Source organism: Deinococcus cellulosilyticus NBRC 106333 = KACC 11606 (assembly GCF_007990775.1).
Taxonomy (GTDB): domain Bacteria; phylum Deinococcota; class Deinococci; order Deinococcales; family Deinococcaceae; genus Deinococcus_C; species Deinococcus_C cellulosilyticus.
On record NZ_BJXB01000008.1, the window covers coordinates 25,815 to 49,608 of the forward strand.

Consider the following 23,794-nt stretch of genomic DNA (forward strand, 5'->3'; position numbering starts at 1 on the left):
GGCAGACCTTTTCAGACCTTCAGGCTTGCAGCAGAGGCAACTTTGCAGCCATCTTTTCCAGTTCATCCCTGTACTCGATCCGATCAAACCACTCCTGTGGGAACCCGTCATCTCCCAGATAAGCCCCCAGGAAACTTCCAGTCAGACAGGCAATGGAATCGCTGTCCCCACTGGTCACTGCCGCCCGTTTGAATGCGGCTCTGGGGTCCTCAGGATGGAGCAGGAAGCAGTAGAGTCCGGTGGCCAGTGCCTCCTCGGCAATCCAGCCTGCACCTGTCAGCAAGCAGGGATCGGTGTCAAAGTCCGGGCTTTTCATGGCCTCTTTGACACGCAGCAGGGCGTCCATGGTTTCACGCCACCCTCGGGCGATAAAATAGGCCGCTGCAGGATGCTGGGACTCCTCCCACAGCGAACCGAGCCAGTCATGGTGGTAAAGACCAAGCTGGGCCTCCGCATAATCCAGCAGGGCCTGCAGGACCCGTTCTGGGGCCATCCCCTGCATCAGGAAGTGGATGGCCTGCGCAGTGGCATCACTGGCCGCCAGACCCGTTGGGTGGCCGTGGGTCAGGGCAGCCTGGAACTGGGCCAGACCAGAGCGCATCTCCACAGGCAGGTTGAGGACACCCACCGGGGCCACCCGCATGTTCGCCCCGCAGCCTTTGGAGCCCATCTCGGTGGCCTTCACCCAGGGCAGGCCCTTTTCCAGCCTCTCACAGGCCCGCATGCAGGTCATGCCCGGAGCACGGGTGTTCTCTTCGGAGTTCGCCCATTCGATGAACTCCTGCCTGAGGAGGGGTTCGAGGGTCTCAACGTCCAGCTTTTCTGCCCGCACCAGGGCCCGGGAAACCGCCAGGGCCATCTGGGTGTCATCTGAAACCAGCACATTGCCCAGGTCTTCTGGGCCTGCCGGAGGAAATTTTCTGAGGATCTCAGGAACCTTGAGGAATTCAGTGGGATACCCGTAAGCATCTCCAAATGCCAGTCCGTACAGCACGCCACGTGCATTGCCCATGCCAGCCTCCTTTTTCAGGTTGACGCAGATTGCGATGTGGGGCGAGGACAGACGACCCACCTGTTTAGATTTTGCCGAGGGCCAGAGCCGAGGGCCGAGAGCGTAAAATGCTCCAGCCATAACCTGCTGTCGATCAAAAGCCTTCACTAAAGCATCTGTTTTGTCCTCGGCTCTTGGCCCTCGGCTCTCGGCTAATTCTTCAGCAGAAAATGCTCAATGATGATGTAGTGGTCTTCAAAGAACCACTCCGGATGGGCGAACACGTCAGAGATGGGAACCCACAGGGCTTCTGCGGCGTCGTCCTGTCCCTGCACCCTGGGGAGTTGACCAATCCCGAGGTCGAACAGGAAGGCGTGGGTGATGGTGCGGCCTCTGAGGGAACGGGTGGGGTAGTCGAAGACCCGCTGGTCTTTGAGAAAAGTTTCGATGTTGTCGATCTGGATGCCGGTTTCTTCCCTCAGTTCACGGATGCAGCTGGTGATCAGCTTTTCGTCGATGTCCAGGAAACCTCCGGGCATGGCGAGTTTGCCTTTGCCAGGGTTGGAAGCCCGGCGGATCAGCAGGACGTGACCGCTCTTGACCACCACAGCGTCTGTGGTCACAAAGGTGGGTGGGAAAGGGGCGTCCTTCCAGCTTGCCTTGTAGGCCTGGATGTCCTGATGCTCGACTTTGAGGTTCTGGTATTCCTCGGTTTTCAGGAAATCGCTGAGGAACCGGGCCACTGCCGGGGGCACATTTTCTTTGAGGGTGTCGCTGAGGCCCTGCTCGAAGTAGATTTTGCGCAGGTCGGTGGAGTTGAGGGGGGATTTCACGCGGGTGGGAATGAAAGCCCACTCCGGGAAGGAACGCAGGTAGTAGCTGCTCTCGTCTTTCTCGTGCCCGAGGAGGGCGATGTCGGTGTTGCCTCGGGTGAGGTTCAGCACGCCTGCCTGAACGTCTGCGAGCCACATGTTTTCATTGTAGAAATAATCGCGCACGGTGGTGAACAAAATCTTGTTTTTGTTGGCTCCCGCTTCGAGCAGGGATTGCAGGATCATCTCCTGGCGTTCATCTGCGGTGAAGGGGTTTTTGGTGTTGCGGGCTGCGCGGGCACTGCCGATCACCACAATCAGTTTGTCTGCAGCCTCCAGACCTTCCAGCATCACCTGCAGGTGGGCGTTGTGGGGGGGCTCGAACCGTCCGATGAAGACTCCAAAAGTGTATTTGCGTTTGCGCATGGGATCTCCTGTATGTCTCATATTCTACAACATGATTATGAAAATAATGAGTCGATTGATTTTTATATATCTATAAGATATATTTCTTTTAGATACATAGGAGGTCTTGATGGCTGTTACCCATCCCAGAAACCGCTGGCTGAAAATTGGACTTGTTGCCCTGGGTGCCACATTGCTGCTCACTGCTGGACTGGCGGTCTTCACCCGTGACCTGCCCATTCCAGCACCCACAGGACCCCATGCGGTCGGCTTCACTGAAAGTGTGGTGCTGGAAAAGTCCCAGACCTCTTCACCTGCCCGGCCCATTTCAATGGACATCTGGTACCCTGCCCGCAGCACAAAAGGACACACCGCAGAGCCTTACAGTGATCGCCTGCTCAATGCAGAAATTGCCAAGTCCCTGAAACTCCCTCCTGTACTGGGGACCGTCACCCCGTCTTACAGCTTTAGAGATGCCCCTGCCCTGGAAGGACAGCACCCGGTGGTGGTCTTCAACCATGGATTCGGCTCCTTCACCCGCCAGAACTTCTCCAATTTTCAGGAGCTGGCCAGCCACGGGTATCTGGTGATCTCGATTGGGCACCCCGGGGATTCCCTGGTGGCCCGGGATGCTGAAGGACAGCCCATTCTGCTGGACACCCAGAGCCCCACCCATCTTGCGGTGACTGCACAGCAGAAAGACCTGCAGCAATTCCTGAAACACAACGCCACCCTGCTGGAACAGCAACGCATGGCAAAGGATTTTGAGGCCTATTTGCAGGCCAGCCGGGACATGAACCAGATTGCCCCTTTCCAGCAGCTTTCAACCCAGATCAACCGCTGGGTTCAGGACACCACCGTGGTGCTGGAGGCCCTGCAAGATTCTTCTGGTGTGCTCACCCACGCAGATGCGAACCAGGTGGTGCTGATGGGGCACTCCCTCGGAGGCGTGGTTGCACAGCATTTTGCCCAGCATCCTCTGGCAGGCATCAAAGGGATCATCAATCTGGACGCTCCTTTTGTTCAGCGCAACCCCATCTGGACCCACCTGAAGGTGCCCACCCTGAACCTGCTCTCCACCCAGTACACCCTCCAGAAACAGAACGTGGCTGTGGCGGGCTCAATGGACCCCCTCTTCCAGCACAGTTCTGCAGGCAGTTATGTGCTGGAGATTCCAGGCACAGCCCACTACAATTTTTCGGACATGAATTATGTGCAGGCATTACGACTCACCCCCATGCTGGGCCGCATCGATGGTTTGAAGATGGAGAAGCTCCTCAACACAGCTGTGCTAACCTTTCTGCAACGGCTGAAAGAACCTGCCACCCTGGGACAGCCCCTGCTGAAAGAGGCTTCCGTGCGGGAGGTGTTCTTCAGCGCAAGGAGAAGCGATGATTGAACACATTGTGCTGGGTTTCCTGATGCACCGCAGCATGACCCTTTATGACATCAAGAAGGGCATGGAAAAATCCACTGAGCATTTCAGCAGTGCCAGTTTTGGGAGCCTGCATCCCACCGTGCAGCGCCTCGAAAAGCAGGGCCTGATCGAGGGCCAGGAGGAGACCGTTGGAGGGCGCAACCGCAAGCTCTACACCCTCACAGAGGCAGGCAGACAGCAATTTCTGAACTGGCTTGAACAGGACATTGAACTTGAAAAGGTCAAAGACAACAGCCTGCTCAAACTGTTCTTTCTGGGTCACCTGCCCCGGGATCAGGTCAAACACCTGATTGAAAGGTACTGTGAGCACCTGGAGAAACAGGTGCAGTTGCTTGGGGAACTCCATGCCCAGGCACAGCAGATTCAGGTGCCAGAAGACCTTGAGCGCATCAAGGAACATCAGGTGGCGACCCTGGAATTCGGCATGGCCTATTACCAGTTCGCCAGGAACTGGTATGCAGAGAAATTCCTGAAATCCCCCTCAGTTCAGCCCAGTGAAATCCCTTAGAGATCTTAAGAAGCTTTATTTTCTTACAGATTCATGACATCCTCGGGATAAACATCTGAACGAGGTCAAACATGCATAGAAAGCACTTCCTGATGGGACTGGCTTTGCTGGTCACCGCTTGCACCACCTCTCCCCTGTCCAGCGAAACCCCCACTCCACAGGCATCCAAAGTGATCCTTTTCGACCTGTCCAAGGCCGAGGATGCCGGAAACGCCGACTGGCGCATTGACGGAGCCTACAGCAACTGGGCCGACAGCCTGAGAAGCCTGGGGTATACCGTTCGCACCATCACTTCAGTGAACAGCAGCACCCTTGCTGGAGCCAGCGTGCTGGTCATTCCTGAGCCCCAGAACCCCTTCGCCCTTGCAGAAAGAGACGCCATTCTCAGTGCCATGAATGGGGGCATGGGCCTTTTCATGATTGCCGATCACCGCATCAGCGACCGCAACAACAACGGCTGGGATTCACCCGAAGTGTTCAACGGCTGGGATGGCAGCACGCCCACTGGAGTGACCAGCACCTACAAGTGGAGCCTGGACAGCCAGTACCAGTTCAAACTCAAATTCAGCTTTGCCAGCAGTTACAGTGATCCGGTCTACACCGCCACCCCACTGAACACCACCCACCCCATCATCCAGGGGAGCACCACCACCAGCAGTGACAATGTGACCAGTGCAGGGGTGTACGTGGGCACCAGTGTGGATGTGACCTCCGGTCAGAGCCTGATGGGTGCAAACGGCAAGACCTATCTGGCTGTCACCACTTACGGCAGCGGACGGGTGGTGGCCTGGGGGGACTCCAGCACCTTCGCAGACAACACCCTCAGCACAGGAGGCACGAGCCAGTACAACAACTGGGTGAACCTCTCCAACGCCAACCTCGCCCGCAATGCCGTGAAATGGCTGGCAAAGGACCTGTAAGCAGATCTTTCTGATCCTTGATCCTCCCTGCTGTTCTGGGGAGGATCATTTTTGCAGCAAAGCCAGTTCTTCGTCCACGTAAGGATCATGCTCTCCTGCGGCTTCAAGTTCTGTCTTCAGGCGCAACTGGATGTCCAGCGCCTCTTCACGCCTGCCCAGCTCCCGCAGCACGCGGGCAATGCACCACCATGCAATACGAATGGGACCGGATTTCCCCTGTTCCTCTCTGGCCTGCAGAGCTTCCCTGAAGACACCAAGCGCACCTTCCAATTGACCGGCATCAAACAGGCTCCAGCCCAGATTGTTGAGCAGGCTCCCCTTCCACTTTTTGGCGGCTGGATCAGAGGCAAGTTCGATGTATTCCAGAGCCTTCCTGTTCAGAGAAATCGCCTCATCTGGTTGTGCAATGGCCAGCATGTGCAGGGCATCTGCAGCAAACCCCTGCAAACCCGTCTCATCTGCAAACTCAAAGGCCTGCTCAAAACATGGCACCGCAGCATCCCTGTTTCCAGAAGAATTCCAGGTTCTGCCCTTTTCCAGCAGATAACGCACCTGCACCCGTGGAGAGGTGTCTTGCAGCACAGCTTCCACCTCTGAGAGCCACCTGTGGGCCTCCTCAAATTGTTTTCGAAGGCTGTGGGTGCGGGCAATCTGGGTTTTCAGTTCCAGCAATTCCATCGGGTCTTTGAGCTGTGGAAGAAGGTCCAGAAAACGGGTCTCTGTGGTCGCAGGGTCTGTGTAATCCCATAAGTCATCAAAGCTGTTTTTCATGCTGCTTTCAGCATAACTGCAAGTCTAAATTCTGTCATTCAGTAATTTTGCCAGCCGGTTTCTGGCCTGAGCCTCTTTTTCAGATCGTTTTTGATGCACGCCCTTGCCTACATAATGGGTGGCAACAGCCACAGCCAGACCCCAGGATTTCAGGTGCCTGCGGATGGAGGCATCGGGCAGGTAGGCCACAGGTGCTTTTGCCACCCGCAACGCAAAAAGCTGCTCCCCTCTCTGAACCTGATGGACCCTGCTGGTCACCCCTTCTGCCCTGAAAGACACCTGGTCGAAGGCCAGAGGAAAGCCTGCCGGGAGGGTCATTTCACGACATCGCCGTACTGCTCGTTGACCGCTTTCAGGGACAGGTCGCCCTCTTCCAGAGCTGCATCGATGCTGACCCGCCCGTCAAAAACGAAACATTCCCCAACCCAGCCGTTGTTGCTTTCCGGGGCAGTCAGGAAGTAATTCATGATGCCCCCCTCAAGCTGATACACGTCCATGCCGAGGTCCAGCATCCAGGCACTGGCCTTCTCACAGCGGATGCCCCCGGTGCAGAACATGGCGATGCGCTTGCCTTCCCATTCTTTCTGGTGGTCCAGTACGTACTTCGCGAAATCACGGAACTTCTTGACCCCTGGATTGATGGCCCCCTCAAAAGTGCCGATGCGGGCCTCAAAGTCGTTGCGGTTGTCCAGCACAACCACATCCTCCTGATGGATCAGGTCGAGCCACTCCGAAGGGGGCACCTGCACTCCCGTTTTGCTGGTTGCATCCACGCCATCGATTCCCAGGGGGACCAGTTCAGGTTTCACGCGGATTTTCAGGCGTTTGAAGGGCATCTCGCTGGCAGGGGTGCGTTTGGGGTGCAGGCCTGTGAAACGGGGGTTCTGATGAAGCACCGTCCAGAAAGCATTCAACTGTGCCTCGGAGCCCGCCAGCATCCCATTGATGCCTTCATGGGCCACCAGAATGCTTCCCCGCAGGCCGGAACGGGTGCACAGGTCGGTCAGGTCGGAAGCCAGTTGTTCTGGGTCATCCACCTGAACAAATTTGTAGAAAGAGTCATGCCACAGGTCTAACATCAGGCCCATTTTACCAGTGAGAACAGAAAAACCCATGAAAAAGAGCAGCAGGAGATTCCTGCTGCTCTTTTGTGTCCTGATGCCTTAAAGGTTCAGAAGCTGAACTTCACACCCACACGGGTTTTGACGCCCAGGTTGCTGGGAGCAGCAACGGTGTTGGTGGTCAGGTTGTACTGGGGATTGAATTCCCCGAACAGGGCGATGCGGTCGGTGACATCAAACTTGGCACCCACAACCCCGCCGATGTAGAAGTCAGAGCCATTGCCTGAAGCATTCTGCAGGGGAGCCTGCTTCCAGCCTGCTCCCACACCGACATAAGGACCAAAACGGGAACCGTTGTCGAAGTCCAGAATCAGGTTGGCATTTACGTCCAGCGCACTGTTGCTGGGGCGGTAGGAGGCACCAATGCGCACTCCAGCATTGCCAATCACGTCATTGATGCCGATGTTCCCACCGATCTCCAGACGGTCGGTGAAAGCTCCGGTGTCGGTCAGGCTGGCTGCGCCGTTCACGGACACGTAGAAGCGGGGGTTGTACACCACAGGGGTCACAGTGAAGTCACTGGCAGATGTACCGGTGTCAGGGGTGGCCGTGGTGGTGTCAGGGGTGGTGGGCGTGATGTCAACGCTGGGGGTGGTGGTGTCAGGGGTGGTGGGGACCACAGCACTGGCTCCGGGTTCACCCTGTGGGCCCTGGGGGCCAGCAGGACCCTGAGGGCCAGCAGGACCGGGCTCACCAGCAGGACCCTGAGGACCAGCAGGACCCGCAGGACCGGGCTCACCAGCGGGACCCTGAGGACCAGCGGGACCGGCAGGACCGGGTTCACCAGCGGGACCCTGAGGACCAGCAGGACCCGCAGGGCCCACATCACCCGCAGGACCGGCAGGACCGGCGGGGCCAGCAGGACCCACATCACCCGCAGGGCCAGCAGGGCCAGGTTCACCCGCAGGGCCCTGAGGACCGGCAGGACCCGCAGGGCCTTGTGGACCAGGGGTGGTCTGGATGGTGGCAATCTGGTTCTGGGCCGTGGACAGATCGGTGCGCATGGTGTCCAGCTGCGCGATCAGTTCGTCAATCTGGGCTTCCAGATCCTCAATGCGGGCATCGCGTTCAGCATCGGCTTCAGCGGCTGCGTCAAGGTCTGCGCGAATCTGGTCAAATTCACCGCCAAGTTCAGTCACCGCGTTCTGAATCAGGGTCAGGCCCTGGTCGTCCACGCTCTTCATGCTGGGACTGTTCAGCAGGCGGTACAGAATCAGGGCCATCTGGTAGCGGGTGAGGTTTTCATTCCCACGGTAGGTGCCGTCAGGGAAACCTTCCACCAGACCGTTGGCCACAGCCCAGCGCACAGCTTCTTCAGCCCAGTGGCCTGCGGGAATGTCCGTCAGGTTGGGCGTCGCCACTGTGGTGGTCGTTGTGGTGGTTGTGGTGCTTTGCGCGAATGCAATGGGTGCGCTCAGAAGTATGGCGGTGGTTAAAATCAGTCTTTTTCGCATCGTTTTCCCCACTTTCTACGTGATGAAATGCACGTTCATCTGCTCATCACGCTAAACAGGGCCGATGATGTTGCTGTAAACAAACATTAAATTCAACGGCATTCTTAGGATTTTTCACAATTGCTCTTCCCTATGCCGTACGTCAGAAAATTCTGTATGAGGGAGTTAAACAATTGCTTAAGAAAGCGCTTTTCTTCACCGTTGGGCTCACACGCAGTTCATGAGTCCAGCATCACTTTTCCCTGGCCTCTGGTGGCGTCCTGGACCTGCTGCTGGAGCGTTTCAAACTCGTCTGCCAGAAGCGTGAGATGGAAGGTGAGACCCTGCTCAGTGTATTCCTCCGAGCGTTCAAAGAGGGTGAATCCTTCCAGAAGCCTGTACAGGACACTGTTGAGCTCAAAAGGAACCTGGATGTCCAGAGAGACCCTCGGGAGTTCCTCATGTTTTTCAGCTGTGCGCAGGGCCTCTGCAGCGGAACCTCCATATGCCCTGACCAGACCGCCCGCACCGAGTTTGGTGCCTCCGTAGTAGCGCACCACGGCAACCACAGTATGGTCCAGCCCCTGGCCTTCAATGGCCCGCAAGATGGGTTGACCTGCGGTGCCACCAGGTTCTCCGTCGTCGTTGAAGCGGTATTGCTGTTCTATTTTGTAAGCCCAGCAGACGTGGGTGGCCTCAGGATGTTTCTGGCGCACCCCTTGTACAAAGGCCAGGGCTTCTTCTGGTGTATCGCTGCGGGAAGCATAGACCAGAAAATCTGAACCTTTCACTTCTTCCTGATGCTCGGTGGGATGTTTGAGCGTGGTGAAAAGGGCCATGAAGTTAAAGCAACCCCTTCTCCTGCAGCAGAGGTCTGGCCTGGAACAGGGCAATCACAGTGTTGCCATCCAGAATTTCTCCGGCATCCAGCATCCGGTAAACTTCCTGAACCGGGGTCAAATTCAGGGTCAGGAGCTCACTTTCCTCTAATTGAGGTTCACCAAGTGTCACTCCCAGCGCAACAAAGGGATAGAAGACAGCACCCGTGAAAGCAGGCTGCGGAAAGAAAGCAGGCAGGGCATGCCACTCTTTCGCCTCTCCTCCCACCTCTTCGAGCAGCTCTCTTTTTGCGCACTCAAACACATCTTCTCCAGGTTCCACACTTCCGGCAGGCACCTCGGTGATCACCCGGCGCAGCGGATGGCGGTACTGGTCGATCAGGGCCACCTCTCCACTTTCGGTGATGGGCAGAATGAAGACCGCAGCCGCACCCAGCGGACGGTACACATACTCAAACTGCATTCCAGTCGGGGTTTCCACATGGTCCACCAGAATTCTGCGGGGTTTTGGGTGGATCTCGCGGGTGGAAATGACCCTGTACTGTTCGATTGGAGTTTCATGAAACAAGTCCCAGTTGCGATGGCGCATGCATTTAAGGTACTACGGATGGGTGCACCACCTCGCGCGTTTTTTCACGGTTTTGCTGGCCCCACTCGTCCTCTCCACCACGCTCGCCCAGGGGGTCCTGTCGGCACCCCGATCTGCCAAACGCGAGGGATTCACCCGGGTCGTTCTGGACCTGCCCCCCAACACCCCCTACCTGCTCACCTATCTGCCTGACGGCATCCAGATCCGCCTGACTGGCATGCAGGCTGCGCCCCTCTCAGGCACCCTGAATGCTGCTGATGTGCAGTCCTGGTCCTACGCTGCCGATGCAGACGGGGTCACAGTGCGCTTCAAGACCCCCTTTCCGGTGAACGACCAGCGGGGATTGAAGTTCCTGCCCCTGCCTCCCAGTGAAGACAGCACCCAGCTCAGACTGGTGCTCGATTTCTCTCCAGGGATGCTCAGAATTGATCCCTTCCAGCCGCAACCCCTTCCTGTCTTCCCCCTCAACACCCAGATCGTGCTGGACCCGGGTCACGGCGGCAGTGATCCCGGTGCTGTCGGAGGGGTGGTTGAAAAAGAAGTGACCCTGCAGGTGGCCCAGATGGTGCGGGACCACCTCACCCAGGCAGGCGCACAGGTCACTTTGACCCGCAACGCAGATGTGGACCTCAGCCCCATCAAAGACCGCGATCTGCGGGCAAGGGCCGCAATGGGGAAACCTCCACAGCAGTACTTTGTTTCCATCCACGTGAACAGTGACACGGCAGGCAATGGAGCCGGAATTGAAACCTGGTATTACACCCCACAGAGCAAAACTTTTGCAGACGCCCTGCAAAGACGCATGATCGAGATGACCGCCCACACCTCCAGGGGGGTCAAACGGGCTCCTTTTGTGGTCATCAAAGAACCCTACATCCCTGCCGCACTGGTGGAGGTGGGCTTTGCCAGCCATCCCCTCGACAGCGAGAACCTGAGAAACCCCATCCACCTGCAACGCATTGCTTATGGCATTGCCCAGGCCATCCGGGACCAGTACCCCACCCTGCCCTCTCTGGCTCCTGTGACCCCTCCAGAGCCTTCCATTCCTCTCCCCACCACCCCATTGGAGACCCCTGATCCCTCAGTTCCTCTTGATCCCGACTTTGAGCATGGACAAATGTAAGGTGAATGACCGAAAACCATTACAATGTGAAACATGCAACTGATCGAACAACTGCAGAGCCTCTTCGGGGGATTTGAATCGTTCTGGCTGATCGTCACACAGTTTGGCAATGACATGACTTTCATCGCCTTGCTGGCCCTCTATTACTGGCTGGTCAGCCCGTCTGGAGGCCGCCAGCTTGGTGTGTGGTTCGGCATCAGCCTGCTGGTGAACACCCTGATCAAAGACAGTCTGGGATACGAGCGCCCCTACGACCTCAAACCCGAGATCGCCAGTGAGGCCGCCAAAGCCACCGGAACTGGACCAGGCCTTCCAAGCGGACACGCCCAGATGAGCGCCACCATGTGGTGGATTGCCGCCACCCAGATCAAAAAGACCTGGTTCTGGGTGCTGGCTGTTGTGCTGGTCCTCCTGATTGGCCTGTCCCGCATTGTGCTGGGGGTGCACTTCCCTGCCGATGTGATCGGAGGCCTGATTCTGGGTGCCCTGTTCGTGCTGACTGCGGCTTTCGTGCAGGTCCCCGGTCTGAACATGGTCGCCCGCATCATCACAGGCGTTCTCGGTCTGGGCCTCGCCCTCCTGATTCCCAGCCTGGCCCTGAGTTTTGCAGTGCTTTCTGGAGCCCTGATCTGCAGCGGCAAATACGAAGCCCCCAGAACCATCGGGCACAAACTGGGAACAGCCCTGGTGGGTCTGCTGCTGGTGGCCATTGTCTACATCGGTCCCAAAGTGATCCTGAATGACCAGATGGAGCACAGTGCTGTGGGTGAATTCCTGCGCTACTTCGCTCTGGTGCTGGTGGCCCTGGCTGTGGTTCCCCGCGTGATGCGCTTCAAGCCCCTCCAGGCCGAACCTGCCCCTGCACTGGGCACCGTGGTCAGCGGAGACTGAAGCTTCCTTACGCTGCGCTTTCCTCCCCTGCAAACAGGGGAGGATTTTTGTGGTCTTCAGATCACCCGGCGGTCTTGATTCTCAGCACGAACGCCACGGGTGTAGCGCTGTTCCAGAAAGCGAATCACCCGGGTCAGGGTGAAGGTGATCAGGAAATACACCACGGCCAGCACAGCGTAGGTCTCAAACTGGCGGTAGGTCGCCCCGATGATCAGCGATCCCTGCCTGAAGAGTTCCGTGATGGTCACGGCACTGGCCAGACTGCTGCCCAGAATCAGCGAGATGAACTCGTTGCCCAGCGCAGGCAGAATGAACATCATCGCTTGTGGGACAATCACCGACTGCAGGGTCTGCATGTTGTTGAGGCCCAGGCTTCTGGCGGCCTCAACCTGGCCTCTGGGAATGCTCTGCAGTCCGCCGCGCACAATTTCGGAGATGTAGGCGGCAGAGTAAAGCCCGAGGGCAAGCACTGCTGCAGGAAAAGCATCCAGGAAAACCCCCACTGCAGGCAGACCGTAGTACACCACGCTGAGCTGCACAATCAGGGGAATGCCCCGCACAAAAGTCACGTAGGCCAGTCCAAGCTGGGAAAGCACCGGAACCCTCCAGAGCCTGACCACCGCAATGAGCATCCCGAAAATCAGTCCGACGCCCAGTGCACTCAGGCTGACTTTCAGGGTCATGAGGGTGGCGGTCCACAGCAACTGTGGACGGTCTCCTTCAAAAATGGACTGGAAGCCCTGCAGCAACTCTGAAACGGTCACTCACACACCCAGAATGTAAAGCATGGCCTCTGGAATGGCATTCCTCCAGGTCACCCAGTTGTGCCCACTCTGGTACTCCCGGTACTGGTGGGGAATCTGCAGTTCGTGCATCAGTGCGGCCATCTTGCGGTTGACCGTGCAGAGCCACTCGATGGTTCCGGTGTCCAGTGAGACCCTCAGGTGACGGGGAGGGTTCTGCTTGAGGTGGTCCAGAATCCACGGGTGGGCCTCATAGGCATCGTAATCTGCCCTTCCAGGTTCGGCCAGGAAAGCCCCGGAGTGGGCCACCACATGCCGGAAGACCTCCGGGTGTTTGCTGGCTGTGTAAAGGCTGATCAGGCCCCCCAGAGAAGCCCCCCACATGCCTCTGCCCTCTGGATCGGTCCGCACAGCGTAACTGGATTCCACCATCGGGAAGACCTCGGTCTGCAGGAAGGTGAAGTAGTCGTCGTTCAGGTAGTACTCGATGGTGCGGTCATTGGGTTCCAGAAAGACAAACACTGCGGGTTGCATGCGGTTCTCGGCAATCAGGATGTCCGCGATCTCCCCGAGCCTTCCCGTTCTGAAGAAAGCCACCCCATCTTGCACATAGAACACCGGATATTTCTGGCTGGCATCGTAATTCGCAGGCGTGTACACATAAGCCCTGCGGGTCCCGGAGAAAACCGACCCCTCCCACACGTGCCTGTGCACTGTGCCCGCAGGAACATCCTTCTTGCTGTTCATCTGCTTCAGGACCCGGTGCAGCTCATAGCTCCCGATCTGAATGGCCCGGGGATAATTCCACCAGGGGTTCAGGCTCTTCTGGGGATTGTCGGGATCTGCAAAAGGTTTCCCATCCTCTCCAATCCACGCGTATTCCACCCAGCTGTTCCTGGGAAATTCCAGCTCCACATGCCCTGTAGAAACCGGAATGGATTCACTGCGGTGCCAGTCGGTGAAATCTCCAGTCAGGCCCACTGCACCTGCCGGAGGGAAGAAACGGACTTTTTGACCCAACACTTCAAACGCCATGGTTGGTAGTTTAACAGCAAGATCCCCCCTGCCCTTCGCGTTGCTCAGGGCGGTCCCCCCTTGAGGAAGGGGGGTTGGTGATCGACCGAACTGGAGACCATTCCAGACGCATAACAAGTCCCCCTTAACAAGGGGGACAGCTTCGAGCGAATGCGAGAAGCAGGGGGATCTGGCGTGGCAGCAACCCCAGGCGCACACCAAGTCCCCCTTCGTCAAGGGGGACCGTTCCTAGCAGCGCGAGGAACAGGGGGATCTGACTTGGCATTGCACTCAAACACCCACCTCCTCCCAAACCCTCCCTTCAATCTCCTCCCACTCAATGGCGGTCTGGCGTCCTGCGTCGAATTCCTCTTCCACCCAGCGGGCCAGGGCGAGCAGTCTGGGGTCGGTCTTGGAAAGTTCAATGCCGCGGTGCTGTTTGATCACGAAGATCAGGCCTGCCAGTCCGGATTCTTTGGTGATGGAGACTTCCAGGGGCCTTCCGAGGAGTTTCGGGACATCAAAGGGGGCGTACATCCACCAGAATTTGTTGAGGCCGTCGGCGTGAATGCCTGCCCGGGTGCGGTGGGCGTCTTTGCCATACAGGGGGTATTTGGCGGGGATGCCCTGACCGAGGGTGTCGTACAGGTCCACCAGGGCATTGAGCGCCGTGAAGTCTGGCTTCTCCGGGAAATAACCCATCCCAATGAGGTGAAGCAGGATGCCTTCCAGTGGGGCATTTCCGGTGCGTTCTCCCTTGCCGAGCAGGGTGCCGTTGATGGCGGCGCATCCGGCCTGAATGGCCGCCAGGGAATTGGCCACGGCCAGATGGGTGTCGTTGTGGGGGTGAAATTCCAGCTGCTCTGCCTGAATCCCCAGATGGCGAATGCTTTTGATGATGGTGGGAACAGACCTCGGGGCGGCCACCATTTCCAGCGGAAGCCCAAGGCCCATGGTGTCACACACGCGGAATCTGGGCTGGATGCCGTAAGGATCTGCGAGTTTCTGGACCTGCTCAATGAAGGAGAGCATGAAGTTCAGGTCTGCGCGGGTGGCGTCTTCCAGGTGCAGTCTGGGGCGGATGCCTGCATCCAGCACCATTTCCACAGCTTCCAGGTAGGTGCTTGTGGCCTGTTCGCGGCCCCCAGGGGTGAATTTGTGGAAGGTGTGGTAATCGGAGATGGAGGCCAGCATGCCTGTTTCGCGGATGCCCAGAGCACGGATCAGGCCCACGTCTTTTTTGCTGGCCCGAATCCAGGTGGTGGGTTCGATGGGTGCTCCAGAGTGGTGCCTTTCCAGGGCACCCTGCAGCATCTTCAGGTCTGCGTCCCGGTAAACGAAGAATTCTGCCTGCCGGATGGCTCCGCTCTGGCCTGTGAACTGGCACATGAGATCAAAAATCTGCAGGCCCTGCTCGGTGGTGAGCGGGAGGCCCCCTTGCTGTCCGTCCCGGTGGGTGGTTTCCGTGGTCCAGGTCTGGGTGGGGAGGGTGGTGGGCTTTTCGGTCCACACGTATTGCGGGAAGCTGTCCTGCGGGAAGCTTTCTGGGAAGTACTGGGCGGTGGTCATGTCTTCAAACTAGATCTCTTGATTGATGTTGTCAATCTTGATTCAGCAATCAATATGTTCTGCAGTATACTCAGACCATGTCCAGCACCCTGACCGCAGAAGAGGCCGCCCAGCTTCTGGGCATCTCCAGAGCCACCCTGTACAGCTATGTCTCCAGGGGCATGATTCGCTCGGTGGACCAGTCCAGCAAGACCCGCGAAAAAAGGTACCTGCGGGAAGACATCGACCAGCTCATCAGCCAGAAAGAGCAGCGCAAAAATCCAGGCGAGGTCGCCAAAACCGCCCTGCACTGGGGAAGCCCTGTGCTGGACACCAGCATTTCCCTGATCGAGCAGGGACGCCTGTTCTACAGAGGTCAGGAAGCGACTGCGCTTGCCCGATCCAGAACCTTTGAGGAGGTGGCCTCCTTCCTGTGGACCGGGGATTTCCATGCCTTCCCGGAAGCCAGCATGCCAGAGCTTCCAGATGCCCTGCTCTTCCAGATGCAGCCCCTGCCTCTGATGGGCCGTTACCAGTGCGTCCTGGCGCATGCCCAGTCCATGGACCTGTCTGCCCTGAACCTGAAACCGTCCAGCCTGCTCAGAACAGGTCGAAAAATCCTCTCGGTGCTCACCTGGGCGACCACTGGAAGCCGTGCGAAGACAGCCATTGCGGAACAGCTCAGCCTGCACTGGACAGGAAACACACAGGCCACCACCCTGATCGATCAGGGCCTGATCCTGTGTGCAGAACACGAACTGAACATCTCCGCTTTCACCGTGCGCTGTGCGGTTTCTGCCGAGGTGGATCTTTACGCCGCCATCATCACGGGCCTGTCGTCTCTGCAGGGACGCAAACACGGGGGGATGGTCCCCAGGGTGGACCGTCTGTTGCAGGACAGTCTGCAAGATGGGGTCAAAACAGCCCTACAGAATCTTTTTACCCGTGGAGAACGGACACCTGGATTCTCACAACCCCTGTATCCGCAGGGCGACCCCAGAGGCAAATTCCTGTTGAATGAGCTCAGAAACCTGCCTCTCGATCCTGCCCTGAGGAGGGTCATGGATGACCTCATCCCTTTCATGGCAGAGGAGTTCGATGAGCATCCCACCATTGACTGGGCACTGGCCGTACTGGCAAGACATCTGGGGCATCCGGTGCAGGCAGGACTGGCCCTGTTTGCCCTTGGACGCACCGCAGGCTGGATTGCACACGCGCTGGAACAATACCAGGACCCCAGACTGATCCGTCCGAGGGCCAGTTATGTGGGGCCACAACCTCAACTGGATTGATCGATTTGGGCAAACAGTGGGGCCAGAACGGTCCTGACCTCCTGCACAGTGCTGACCTGCTGCAGGTCTTTTTTCAGCTCTGGATGATGGGGGAAATACTGCCAGAGTACCTTGCGAAGTTGCCGGATGCCTGAGTGTTCACCGTACCATTCCACATTGAGTTCCGCGTGCTCCAGGGCCAGCATGATGCGTTGCTGCAAATCAGGTTCGCTGTTGCCCTGAACCATGGAGAAGATCCAGGGGTTTCCCACAGCCCCTCTGCCGATCATCACGCCAGCAACCCCGAGTTGCATGCGCTCATGGAAGTCCTGCACGCTCCTGACATCTCCAGAGCCAATCACCGGGATGGAGAGGGTGCGGGCCACCTCTCCCACAGTTTCCCAGTCGGCGTGGCCTTCATAACGCTGGGCACTGGTGCGGCCATGCACGGTGATCAGGTCTGCCCCTGCTTCCTGCAGACCCAGAGCAATCTCAAGGGCCTGGTTGCTGTCCCAGCCAATGCGCATCTTGGCACTGATCGGCAGTGTGGTGGATTTTTTCATGGCAGAAACCAGTGAGAAGGCCACTTCCGGGGTCTGGAGCAGGCAGGCCCCTCCCCTGCCTTTCATTTTGGGAACCGGACAGCCCATGTTCAGGTCGATGGCTGCTGGTCTGCACTCCTGTTCCATCCTGAAAGTGGCTGCAGCAAGCACCTCCGGGTCTGCACCGAACAGTTGCAGCACCAGGTCCTCTTCTCCAGGGTAGGGCATGCCCAGTTCCAGGGTGCGGCTTCCCCCTTCCAGAACGCCCTGGGCACTCATCATTTCACTGACGGTCCAGGCTGCCCCGCAAGACCTTGCAAGTTTTCGGAAAGGGGCGTCCGTGTATCCTGCCATTGGAGCAAGCATGCCCTGGGCGAACTTCAGACGGTCTGCATAAAAATGCAGGTTTCTGGAAGTTTTTGTTGTCGTGTCTGGTTGTGGCTGCACCGCCGTCATCTGAACCAGCATGCCACAGACAGGTGAGTCCGTGTTGTGAAAAACCGCCATCTGTCTGCAGCACGCAGAAAATGAAATTTCTTCTCCTGCTGCAAGGCGGTCTGAACCCTGTTCAGCTTAAGCAAGCGGGAACGACCATGAACAAATGGTCATATACTGTAGATGCGGTAGGAGGTCCATGTGCTGACATTTAGAGAAGTCACTCCCCAGGACGCAGAGCGTGTCCATCAACTGTATCTGGCTTCTCCGCATTACTTTGGTCTGATCGGAACCCACATCCCCAACCTCACCGAGGTCGAGCGTGAAGTGTATCTGGCGACCCTGGACCCCAGAAGAACCCTTGTCTTTTTATGCAATGGCGAAGAAGAACTGGGTTACCTGGATTACAAAATGGATTACCCGCAGGCAGGAGATGTCACCATCAACCTGCTGCTGCTCACCGAACGCAACCAGAGCAAAGGTTACGGGCGTGCCGCCGTGCGGACCCTGGAAGCCCAGCTCAAAAACACCAACCGGGTGAAACGCATCCTGGCAAGCGTGTATGGCCAGAACCCCCAGGCCGTGCGCTTCTGGGAAAACCTCGGCTATTCTTTTGCCATCGACGCCCGCCCGATCATGGAATGGTACGCCAAACCGCTGGAGGTCACGGCTTAAATGATTGTCATCAAGTACGGCGGAAACGCCATGAAATCCCTCGAACTGCGCAGGGCCATCACCGCAGAAATTGCATCGCTCAGAGGGCAAGAAGATGTGGTGATCGTACACGGGGGCGGTCCGGTCATTGAACAGAACCTCAAAGCCCGCAACATCCCCAGTGAATTCAAACGGGGCCTCAGGGTCACCACCCCGGAGGTCATGGATGTCACCGAGCAGGCCCTGACCCGGCTCTCCAAGGAACTCGCCCAGGACCTTGGAAACGCCATCGGCCTGAGCGGGCGGGACATGAAACTCCTCGTCGGGAACACCGTTGCAGAGGACCTCGGGCGGGTGGGCCTGATTCACACCGTCAACACCGAACTGCTGCACAAGCTGGCTGGCATTGGCATCACCCCGGTGATTGCATGCGTGGGCACCGATGAAAATGGGGATGCCCTGAATGTGAATGCAGACTGGGCCGCAGGTGCGGTGGCCGGTGCCCTGAACGCCCCCATCCTGTACCTGACCGATGTCGACGGCGTATACACCAACTACCCCGACCCTGAAAGCCTTGCCCCGCAACTCACCCGCGCCGACATCGAAAAGGGCATTCAGGACGGCTGGATTGCAGGGGGCATGATTCCCAAAGTGGAAGCCGCTTTGCACGCTCTGGACAAAGGTGCACCCAGTGCCACCATCGGTTCTGGCATGCGGTCCGGGGTGCTCAGGGAGATGGTCGGTGGGGCCAGAGGGACGCGGATTGTTCCCTGACATGTAGGAGCCGAGAGCATCGTGCTACATGGCAGTGAGATTGTCCAGAAGCAAGCCAATCATGCTGTTGCAGCTTACGATGGATGCGCTGCAGCACATCCATCCACCTTGAAGCAAAAGTCAGAGCCTTTCTGACCTGCCCTCGGCTCTCAGCCCTCGGCAATTTGCGCCGTCCTGCCCAGACCTTGCAATGGCACTGCATGGTGAAACCCAGGGGCTTGACGGATCTGGAAACTCACGATATACTTCTACGCGTCCTGTGGGCACTCTTCTGTACTGGGGTATCGTCTAACGGCAGGACAACGGTCTTTGGAACCGTCGGTCATGGTTCGAATCCATGTACCCCAGCCAACACACCAGCCTGAAAAGGCTGGTTTTTCTTTGTACGCCAAGCGGCTTAAGCCAGACCACAGAGGGCAGAATGTCCTGCACCTTCTACACTGAAGGGGCGTACAGCACTTGACCTTCCTCCTTAAGAACCGCAGCCTTGAGCAAGCTGCGGCTATTTTTTGATGACCAGATCTCTGACTGGGCATTCCAACTCAAACTTCCCAGCATTGGCTTTCCCTCCACGACCTTTTTCTGACGGCTGAAAGCTGATGGCTGATGGCTCTTTCACCACATGTTCTGGTGCATCAGGGTGGAAAACACCAGGGTGGTCTCGGTGGTTCCGAAGGTGCTGAGTTCCTGCACCAGTTTTTCGAGGTCCTCGATGGAACGGGCCTGCACGTCCAGCATCAGGGAGACCTGACCCAGCACGTGGTAGACCTCACGCACCTCCTTCTTGTTCTGCGCCCACTCCTGCACGGCCCGGTACCTGGATGCCGGACAGGTCAGGTGAATGAAGGCCTTGAGGGTGTACCCGAGTTTCTGCGGGTTGAGGGTGGCGGTGTACCGTTCGATGATGCCTGCATCTTCCAGTTTGCGAATCCGCTCAGCGACACTCGGGGCGGTGAGGCCCACTTCCCGGGCGATCTGGGCATGGGTCAGGCGGGCATTCTGTTGCAGCAGGGTCAGAATGCGCCCATTGGTTTCATCGAGCAAGGTCATGGGGTCATTTTAACTTCAGATCAAAGAGAAATCAGGCTTTCTGCCTTGGATTGTTTCTGTTGCGAAACAGGCTTTTTCTGCACACTGGAGGCATGGTCTTGTTTTCCGGTCTGCTGGTGGGATTTGCCATTGCCATGCCCGTGGGTGCGATTGGAACCCTGTGCTTCACCCGCACCCTGAGCCAGGGATTCTGGGTGGGGTTTCTCTCGGGTCTGGGGGCCGCGACTGCCGATGCCCTGTATGGTGCTCTGGTGGCTTATGGGGGCAGTTTGCTGGGAAGCTTTGTTTCCCAGTGGGAGCTTCCTCTGAAGGTGGTGGGTTCCCTGTTTCTGGTTTACCTGGCCGCAACCACCTGGTCTTCTCCCCTGCCCAGAGAAAACCTGCGGCTGCAAGGGGCTTATTTCAGCACCCTGCTTCTGACCCTCAGCAACCCCTCCACCCTTCTGTCTTTTGCAGCGGTTCTCACAGCGCAGGGACTCACCGGGAAAAGCAGCACAGCCCTGCTTTTTGTGCTCGGATGTTTCCTGGGCTCTGCCCTGTGGTGGCTGATTCTGGCAACCCTCGGGCACCTGCTCAGCCACCGGATGAAACCCGCACACCTCCACATCACCCGCAAGATCTCAGGGGTGATGCTGCTTGGATTCGCAGCCGTGGGATTGTCTTCGGCTGCTGGGTTGCTCTCTTGAAATTCTGTTCGAGGTGCGAGAGGGAAAAGCTTTTTGAGTCGCTTCACACCGGGTGCTTGCTCAGCAAAAAGCACTGCACTCCTTTTGCGAACATCAACAGCTGTGCAGCGTTTCAGGGTCTACGCCGGGTGGCTTAAAGGTCGCTCCTCCAAAAGACGCATGTGGCTTTTGAGGTGCAGCACTAAACTGAATGCATCTCCGGAAAAACAAATTTCTGAAGGAGGTGCAAACAACCGTTTTTCCGGCCCGCTCCCCTCCGGGGGAGTTTTTTGTTGGGCTTGATTACACCACATGAACCCATGCAGCACGGAATCTGTCACAATGCTGTAAATGATCAAAGCAGTTGTATTTAATCTGGATGGCACCCTGCTGGACCAGCACAGCACGGTCGAGCAGTTTTTGTCTGGCCATCTGGTGCGGATGGGCATTCCAGAAGCATTGAAAAGCGCCTATATGGATTTGTTTTATCAATGGAATCAGGCAGGAGACCCCCCACATGCACAGTTGTTTGAAATCCTGCAACAGAAATTTCTCCCCCAGCGGGATGCAGAGGTGCTCCGCGAGGACTTCGCACGTTACGCCTGGCAAACCCCGGTCCTGTACCCGGGCACCTACACCACGTTGCTGGAGTTGCGCTCGATGGGTCTGAAACTGGGCCTGATCACCAACGGGACCCATTTCAGCCAGAGGGCCAAGATCGCCTTTTCAAGGCTGGCAGAGTACATCGATGTGATCCTGATCTCTGAAAAAGAACAGTTGCGCAAGCCCGACCCAGAGATTTTCCAGCGTGCTCTGAAGCGTCTGGGTGTGGAGGCCCGCCAGTGTGCTTTTGTTGGCGATGACCCTCTGGAAGACATCACGGGGGCAGCCCAGGTGGGCATGAAAACAGCGTGGGTGCACCACGGTCGCCTGTGGGAGATCAGCGAAGTGCAGCCCGACTGGATGCTGGGCTCTGTCCCTGAACTCATCCGGGTGCTGTCCAGAAGGCAGCCCCTGAAAATCTGATCAGGCAGGCTGGGCTTTTGTTCTGCCGGGAAAACTGGCCACCGCCACCCCGAGCAGCAGCACGACTCCGCCCATGACCACCTGCAGGGTCGGGAACTCCCTGAAAAACAAAATGGCCAGCACACTGGACCCCACCGGTTCCAGCAAAATCAGCAAGCTCACCAGGGTGGGATTCATCTGCTTCATGGCCCAGTTGAAACTGGTGTGCCCGATCAATTGCGGGATCAGGGCCAGCAGGGCAATCCAGAAGTAGGCTTCCAGGGGAGCCTGATACCCCACCCCAAAAATCAGGGGCATGGGAAGCAGGGTCACTGCTGCAGCCCCATACGCCAGTCCAGCATAAAGCTGGGTGGGCACCCCGAGGTGCTGCGCCTGCCGTCCCAGCATGAAATACCCCCCAGCACACATGGCCCCCACCAGAGCCAGCAGGTTCCCGAACAACGGATCTGGAGCCGTTGCTGTGGTTTCCTGACCGAAAGCCACCAGAGCCCCTCCTCCCAGGGCCACCACAATGCCAATCACCGTTTGCAGGGTGGGCGGATTTTTCAGGAAGATCCAGGCAATCAAAGCCACCCATACCGGTGTGGTGGTGGCAAGGGCCGTGCTGGACGCAATGCTGGTGTAACTCAGCGAGGTGATCCAGGTCATGAAGTGCAGGGCCAGCAGCACCCCGGAAGCCACCGTGAAACCCCACGCCCGGCCAGACAGACGGTGCTTCGCCAGGCCCCTCAGGGTGAAGGGCAGCAAAACCAGGGAAGCCAGGGTCAGACGACCTGCAGCAATCACCAGACTGAAAAGCGGCGTGTGCTCAGGGTGGGCATTGGAGGCGAAACGGATCAGCACTGCAGCGCAGGAAACAGCAAGCACACCAACAGTCAGCACCAGGGGAAGTTGCAGGCGGGAAGTCATGGTGTTGTGATTCTAACTGGAAAAGATGGGCTGCGCCCGCCGAGGGCCGAGAGCAAAAGACACAAAGGGCTGAAGGCAAAAGGCCACGGATGGATAGGCGCAGGTTCTTGAGTTGCTCTGGTGGCCCAGAAAGCAAGTTGTCAACATCAAGAAGCCTGGGCATTAAAAACAAAAGCAGAAGTGCTCAGCTGCAACCCAAATGGCCTCTGCTTTGACTGCTCTCGGCTCCCTCAACCCTCTGAAGAAACCTCAACACCCTCCAGCACTGGCCGCTCATCCAGCACAAAATCCGGGACCAGATGCATGGCGTCCTGCAGCACTTCCAGTCCGGCGCCAGGTTTGTAGGCCTGTTCGCTGATGTGCCGTTTGAAGGCCCTGGCTCCCGGTTTGCCCTGAAACAGGCCCAGAATGTGACGGGTGATTCTGCTGATGTACACGCCCTGTTCAAGCTGTTCAGCAGCGTAGTCCATGAGTTCAAGCAGAATTTCGCGTCTGGTTTTTGGCAGGGCTGTTGAACCAAAAAGAAGCTGGTCTGCCAGAGCCAGGATGTAGGGGTTCTGGTAGGCTGCCCGGCCAATCATGACCCCATCCACATGCTCCAGGTGGGATTTCGCCTGCTGCAGGTCCAGAATTCCACCGTTGATGATGACCTCCAGATCCGGGAAGTCTTTTTTGAGCTGGTAGACCACATCGTATCGAAGCGGCGGAATCTCACGGTTTTCTTTCGGGCTCAGACCGGACAGCCAGGCTTTGCGGGCATGCACAGTGAAAGAGGTGCAACCGCCTTCACGGACCGTCTCAATGAAGCGGATGAGCAGTTCATAGCTGTCCAGATCATCAATGCCAATGCGGTGCTTGACCGTCACAGGGATGGAAACGGCCTCACGCATGGCCTGCACGCAGTCGCGGACCAGTTCTGGTTTTGCCATCAGGCAGGCCCCGAAAAAACCATTCTGCACGCGGTCACTGGGGCAGCCCACATTGAGGTTGATCTCGTCGTAACCGTACTGCTTGCAGATGGCGGCACTTTTTGCGAGGTCTTCTGGATTGCTTCCCCCAAGTTGCACGGCAATGGGGTGTTCTTCTGGATGAAAAGCCAGATGGCGGTCCTGGTCCCCGAACAGGATGGCCCCGGTGGTGACCATCTCGGTGTACATCAGGGTGTGCTGGCTGATCAGGCGCAGGAAATACCGGTCGTGGCGGTCTGTCCAGTCCATCATTGGGGCGACGCTCAGGCGTCTGTTGAGCTTCATTTCAGACATGTGGATGCTTTCTGGGAGAGGCAGGGGGAACAATCACCCCATCTTATCGATGGTACAACA

Annotated in this window: 25 protein-coding genes and 1 tRNA gene; 11 read left to right on the plus strand and 15 right to left on the minus strand. The window is 57.5% G+C overall.

What is annotated here, in order from left to right; all coding sequences use genetic code 11:
* Nucleotides 1-19: 19 nt before the first annotated feature.
* Together DC3_RS10135 and DC3_RS10140 are read right to left on the minus strand one after the other, a co-directional pair.
* Nucleotides 20-1,012: an ADP-ribosylglycohydrolase family protein gene (locus DC3_RS10135; protein WP_146884256.1), complete on the minus strand. Its 993-nt coding sequence runs from the start codon at nt 1,010-1,012 to the stop codon at nt 20-22.
* Between the two features lie 191 nt (nt 1,013-1,203).
* Entirely contained in the window at nt 1,204-2,229 is a 1,026-nt protein-coding gene (locus DC3_RS10140; RefSeq protein ID WP_146884257.1) for a bifunctional nicotinamide-nucleotide adenylyltransferase/Nudix hydroxylase, read from the minus strand.
* A gap of 109 nt (nt 2,230-2,338) precedes the next feature.
* On the opposite strand from DC3_RS10140, the gene DC3_RS10145 reads away from it, so the two are divergent.
* From DC3_RS10145 to DC3_RS10155, 3 genes are all read left to right on the plus strand, one after another.
* Nucleotides 2,339-3,607 carry an alpha/beta fold hydrolase gene (locus DC3_RS10145; RefSeq protein WP_146884258.1) on the plus strand — a complete coding sequence of 423 codons (1,269 nt, stop codon included), beginning with the start codon at nt 2,339-2,341 and terminating at the stop codon, nt 3,605-3,607.
* Nucleotides 3,600-4,154, plus strand: coding sequence for a PadR family transcriptional regulator (locus DC3_RS10150; protein ID WP_146884259.1), 555 nt, complete (start codon nt 3,600-3,602; stop codon nt 4,152-4,154). The genes DC3_RS10145 and DC3_RS10150 overlap by 8 nt, the downstream gene beginning before the upstream one ends.
* A 71-nt stretch (nt 4,155-4,225) precedes the next feature.
* A complete protein-coding gene (locus DC3_RS10155) occupies nt 4,226-5,074 on the plus strand; it encodes a DUF4350 domain-containing protein (protein ID WP_146884260.1) in 849 nt (282 codons plus the stop codon).
* Between the two features lie 45 nt (nt 5,075-5,119).
* Here DC3_RS10155 and DC3_RS10160 read toward each other — a convergent pair whose 3' ends face one another.
* The 6 genes from DC3_RS10160 to DC3_RS10185 form a co-directional block, all read right to left on the minus strand.
* Nucleotides 5,120-5,845, minus strand: a complete 726-nt coding sequence (locus DC3_RS10160; protein ID WP_146884261.1) for a tetratricopeptide repeat protein — start codon at nt 5,843-5,845, stop codon at nt 5,120-5,122.
* 24 nt (nt 5,846-5,869) lie between these two features.
* Nucleotides 5,870-6,163 (minus strand): hypothetical protein, encoded by a 294-nt coding sequence (locus DC3_RS10165; protein ID WP_146884262.1) that lies wholly within the window; start codon nt 6,161-6,163, stop codon nt 5,870-5,872.
* On the minus strand, nt 6,160-6,924 hold the full coding sequence (trhO, locus tag DC3_RS10170; protein WP_186815949.1) for an oxygen-dependent tRNA uridine(34) hydroxylase TrhO: 765 nt from the start codon (nt 6,922-6,924) through the stop codon (nt 6,160-6,162). The genes DC3_RS10165 and trhO overlap by 4 nt, the downstream gene beginning before the upstream one ends.
* 92 nt (nt 6,925-7,016) lie before the next feature.
* Nucleotides 7,017-8,420: an S-layer homology domain-containing protein gene (locus DC3_RS10175; RefSeq protein ID WP_186815950.1), complete on the minus strand. Its 1,404-nt coding sequence runs from the start codon at nt 8,418-8,420 to the stop codon at nt 7,017-7,019.
* 218 nt (nt 8,421-8,638) lie between these two features.
* Complete coding sequence (locus DC3_RS10180) at nt 8,639-9,238, minus strand: IMPACT family protein (protein ID WP_146884264.1); 600 nt, start codon at nt 9,236-9,238, stop codon at nt 8,639-8,641.
* Between the two features lie 4 nt (nt 9,239-9,242).
* Entirely contained in the window at nt 9,243-9,827 is a 585-nt protein-coding gene (locus tag DC3_RS10185; RefSeq protein WP_146884265.1) for an NUDIX domain-containing protein, read from the minus strand.
* Here DC3_RS10185 and DC3_RS10190 point away from each other — a divergent pair.
* Both DC3_RS10190 and DC3_RS10195 read left to right on the plus strand, forming a co-directional pair.
* The gene (locus tag DC3_RS10190; protein WP_146884266.1) at nt 9,826-10,950 is read left to right on the plus strand and encodes an N-acetylmuramoyl-L-alanine amidase family protein; all 1,125 of its coding nucleotides are present in this window, start codon (nt 9,826-9,828) and stop codon (nt 10,948-10,950) included. The two genes, DC3_RS10185 and DC3_RS10190, sit on opposite strands and share 2 nt — an antisense overlap.
* A 33-nt stretch (nt 10,951-10,983) precedes the next feature.
* Nucleotides 10,984-11,841: a phosphatase PAP2 family protein gene (locus DC3_RS10195; protein ID WP_146884267.1), complete on the plus strand. Its 858-nt coding sequence runs from the start codon at nt 10,984-10,986 to the stop codon at nt 11,839-11,841.
* Between the two features lie 56 nt (nt 11,842-11,897).
* Here the strand turns inward: DC3_RS10195 and DC3_RS10200 are convergent, their stop codons facing one another.
* The 3 genes from DC3_RS10200 to DC3_RS10210 all read right to left on the minus strand — a co-directional run bounded on the left by DC3_RS10200 (nt 11,898) and on the right by DC3_RS10210 (nt 15,167).
* On the minus strand, nt 11,898-12,605 hold the full coding sequence (locus DC3_RS10200) for an amino acid ABC transporter permease (RefSeq protein WP_246130622.1): 708 nt from the start codon (nt 12,603-12,605) through the stop codon (nt 11,898-11,900).
* Nucleotides 12,606-13,619 carry an alpha/beta hydrolase gene (locus DC3_RS10205; protein ID WP_146884268.1) on the minus strand — a complete coding sequence of 338 codons (1,014 nt, stop codon included), beginning with the start codon at nt 13,617-13,619 and terminating at the stop codon, nt 12,606-12,608.
* Nucleotides 13,620-13,889: 270 nt separating this feature from the next.
* A complete protein-coding gene (locus DC3_RS10210) occupies nt 13,890-15,167 on the minus strand; it encodes a hydroxymethylglutaryl-CoA lyase-like TIM-barrel protein (protein ID WP_146884269.1) in 1,278 nt (425 codons plus the stop codon).
* Nucleotides 15,168-15,244: 77 nt separating this feature from the next.
* Between DC3_RS10210 and DC3_RS10215 the strand changes: the two genes are divergently transcribed.
* Nucleotides 15,245-16,438: a citrate synthase family protein gene (locus tag DC3_RS10215; protein WP_146884270.1), complete on the plus strand. Its 1,194-nt coding sequence runs from the start codon at nt 15,245-15,247 to the stop codon at nt 16,436-16,438.
* Here the strand turns inward: DC3_RS10215 and DC3_RS10220 are convergent.
* Nucleotides 16,426-17,427: a tRNA dihydrouridine synthase gene (locus DC3_RS10220; RefSeq protein ID WP_307724738.1), complete on the minus strand. Its 1,002-nt coding sequence runs from the start codon at nt 17,425-17,427 to the stop codon at nt 16,426-16,428. The genes DC3_RS10215 and DC3_RS10220 overlap by 13 nt on opposite strands.
* A gap of 168 nt (nt 17,428-17,595) precedes the next feature.
* On the opposite strand from DC3_RS10220, the gene DC3_RS10225 reads away from it, so the two are divergent.
* From DC3_RS10225 to DC3_RS10235, 3 genes are all read left to right on the plus strand, one after another.
* The gene (locus tag DC3_RS10225) at nt 17,596-18,069 is read left to right on the plus strand and encodes a GNAT family N-acetyltransferase (RefSeq protein ID WP_246130623.1); all 474 of its coding nucleotides are present in this window, start codon (nt 17,596-17,598) and stop codon (nt 18,067-18,069) included.
* A 3-nt stretch (nt 18,070-18,072) separates the two neighbouring features.
* On the plus strand, nt 18,073-18,822 hold the full coding sequence (gene argB, locus DC3_RS10230; RefSeq protein ID WP_146884430.1) for an acetylglutamate kinase: 750 nt from the start codon (nt 18,073-18,075) through the stop codon (nt 18,820-18,822).
* A gap of 277 nt (nt 18,823-19,099) precedes the next feature.
* Nucleotides 19,100-19,173: transfer RNA gene (locus tag DC3_RS10235), tRNA-Gln, on the plus strand.
* A 264-nt stretch (nt 19,174-19,437) separates the two neighbouring features.
* Here DC3_RS10235 and DC3_RS10240 read toward each other — a convergent pair.
* Nucleotides 19,438-19,872, minus strand: coding sequence for an Lrp/AsnC family transcriptional regulator (locus tag DC3_RS10240; protein ID WP_146884271.1), 435 nt, complete (start codon nt 19,870-19,872; stop codon nt 19,438-19,440).
* A gap of 92 nt (nt 19,873-19,964) precedes the next feature.
* Between DC3_RS10240 and DC3_RS10245 the strand changes: the two genes are divergently transcribed.
* Nucleotides 19,965-20,558 (plus strand): LysE/ArgO family amino acid transporter, encoded by a 594-nt coding sequence (locus DC3_RS10245; RefSeq protein ID WP_146884272.1) that lies wholly within the window; start codon nt 19,965-19,967, stop codon nt 20,556-20,558.
* Nucleotides 20,559-20,888: 330 nt separating this feature from the next.
* Nucleotides 20,889-21,563, plus strand: a complete 675-nt coding sequence (locus DC3_RS10250) for an HAD family hydrolase (RefSeq protein WP_146884273.1) — start codon at nt 20,889-20,891, stop codon at nt 21,561-21,563.
* Here DC3_RS10250 and DC3_RS10255 read toward each other — a convergent pair whose 3' ends face one another.
* Nucleotides 21,564-22,472 (minus strand): DMT family transporter, encoded by a 909-nt coding sequence (locus DC3_RS10255; RefSeq protein WP_146884274.1) that lies wholly within the window; start codon nt 22,470-22,472, stop codon nt 21,564-21,566.
* 230 nt (nt 22,473-22,702) lie between these two features.
* Nucleotides 22,703-23,734, minus strand: a complete 1,032-nt coding sequence (gene dusA, locus DC3_RS10260; protein ID WP_186815951.1) for a tRNA dihydrouridine(20/20a) synthase DusA — start codon at nt 23,732-23,734, stop codon at nt 22,703-22,705.
* Nucleotides 23,735-23,794: the final 60 nt, after the last annotated feature.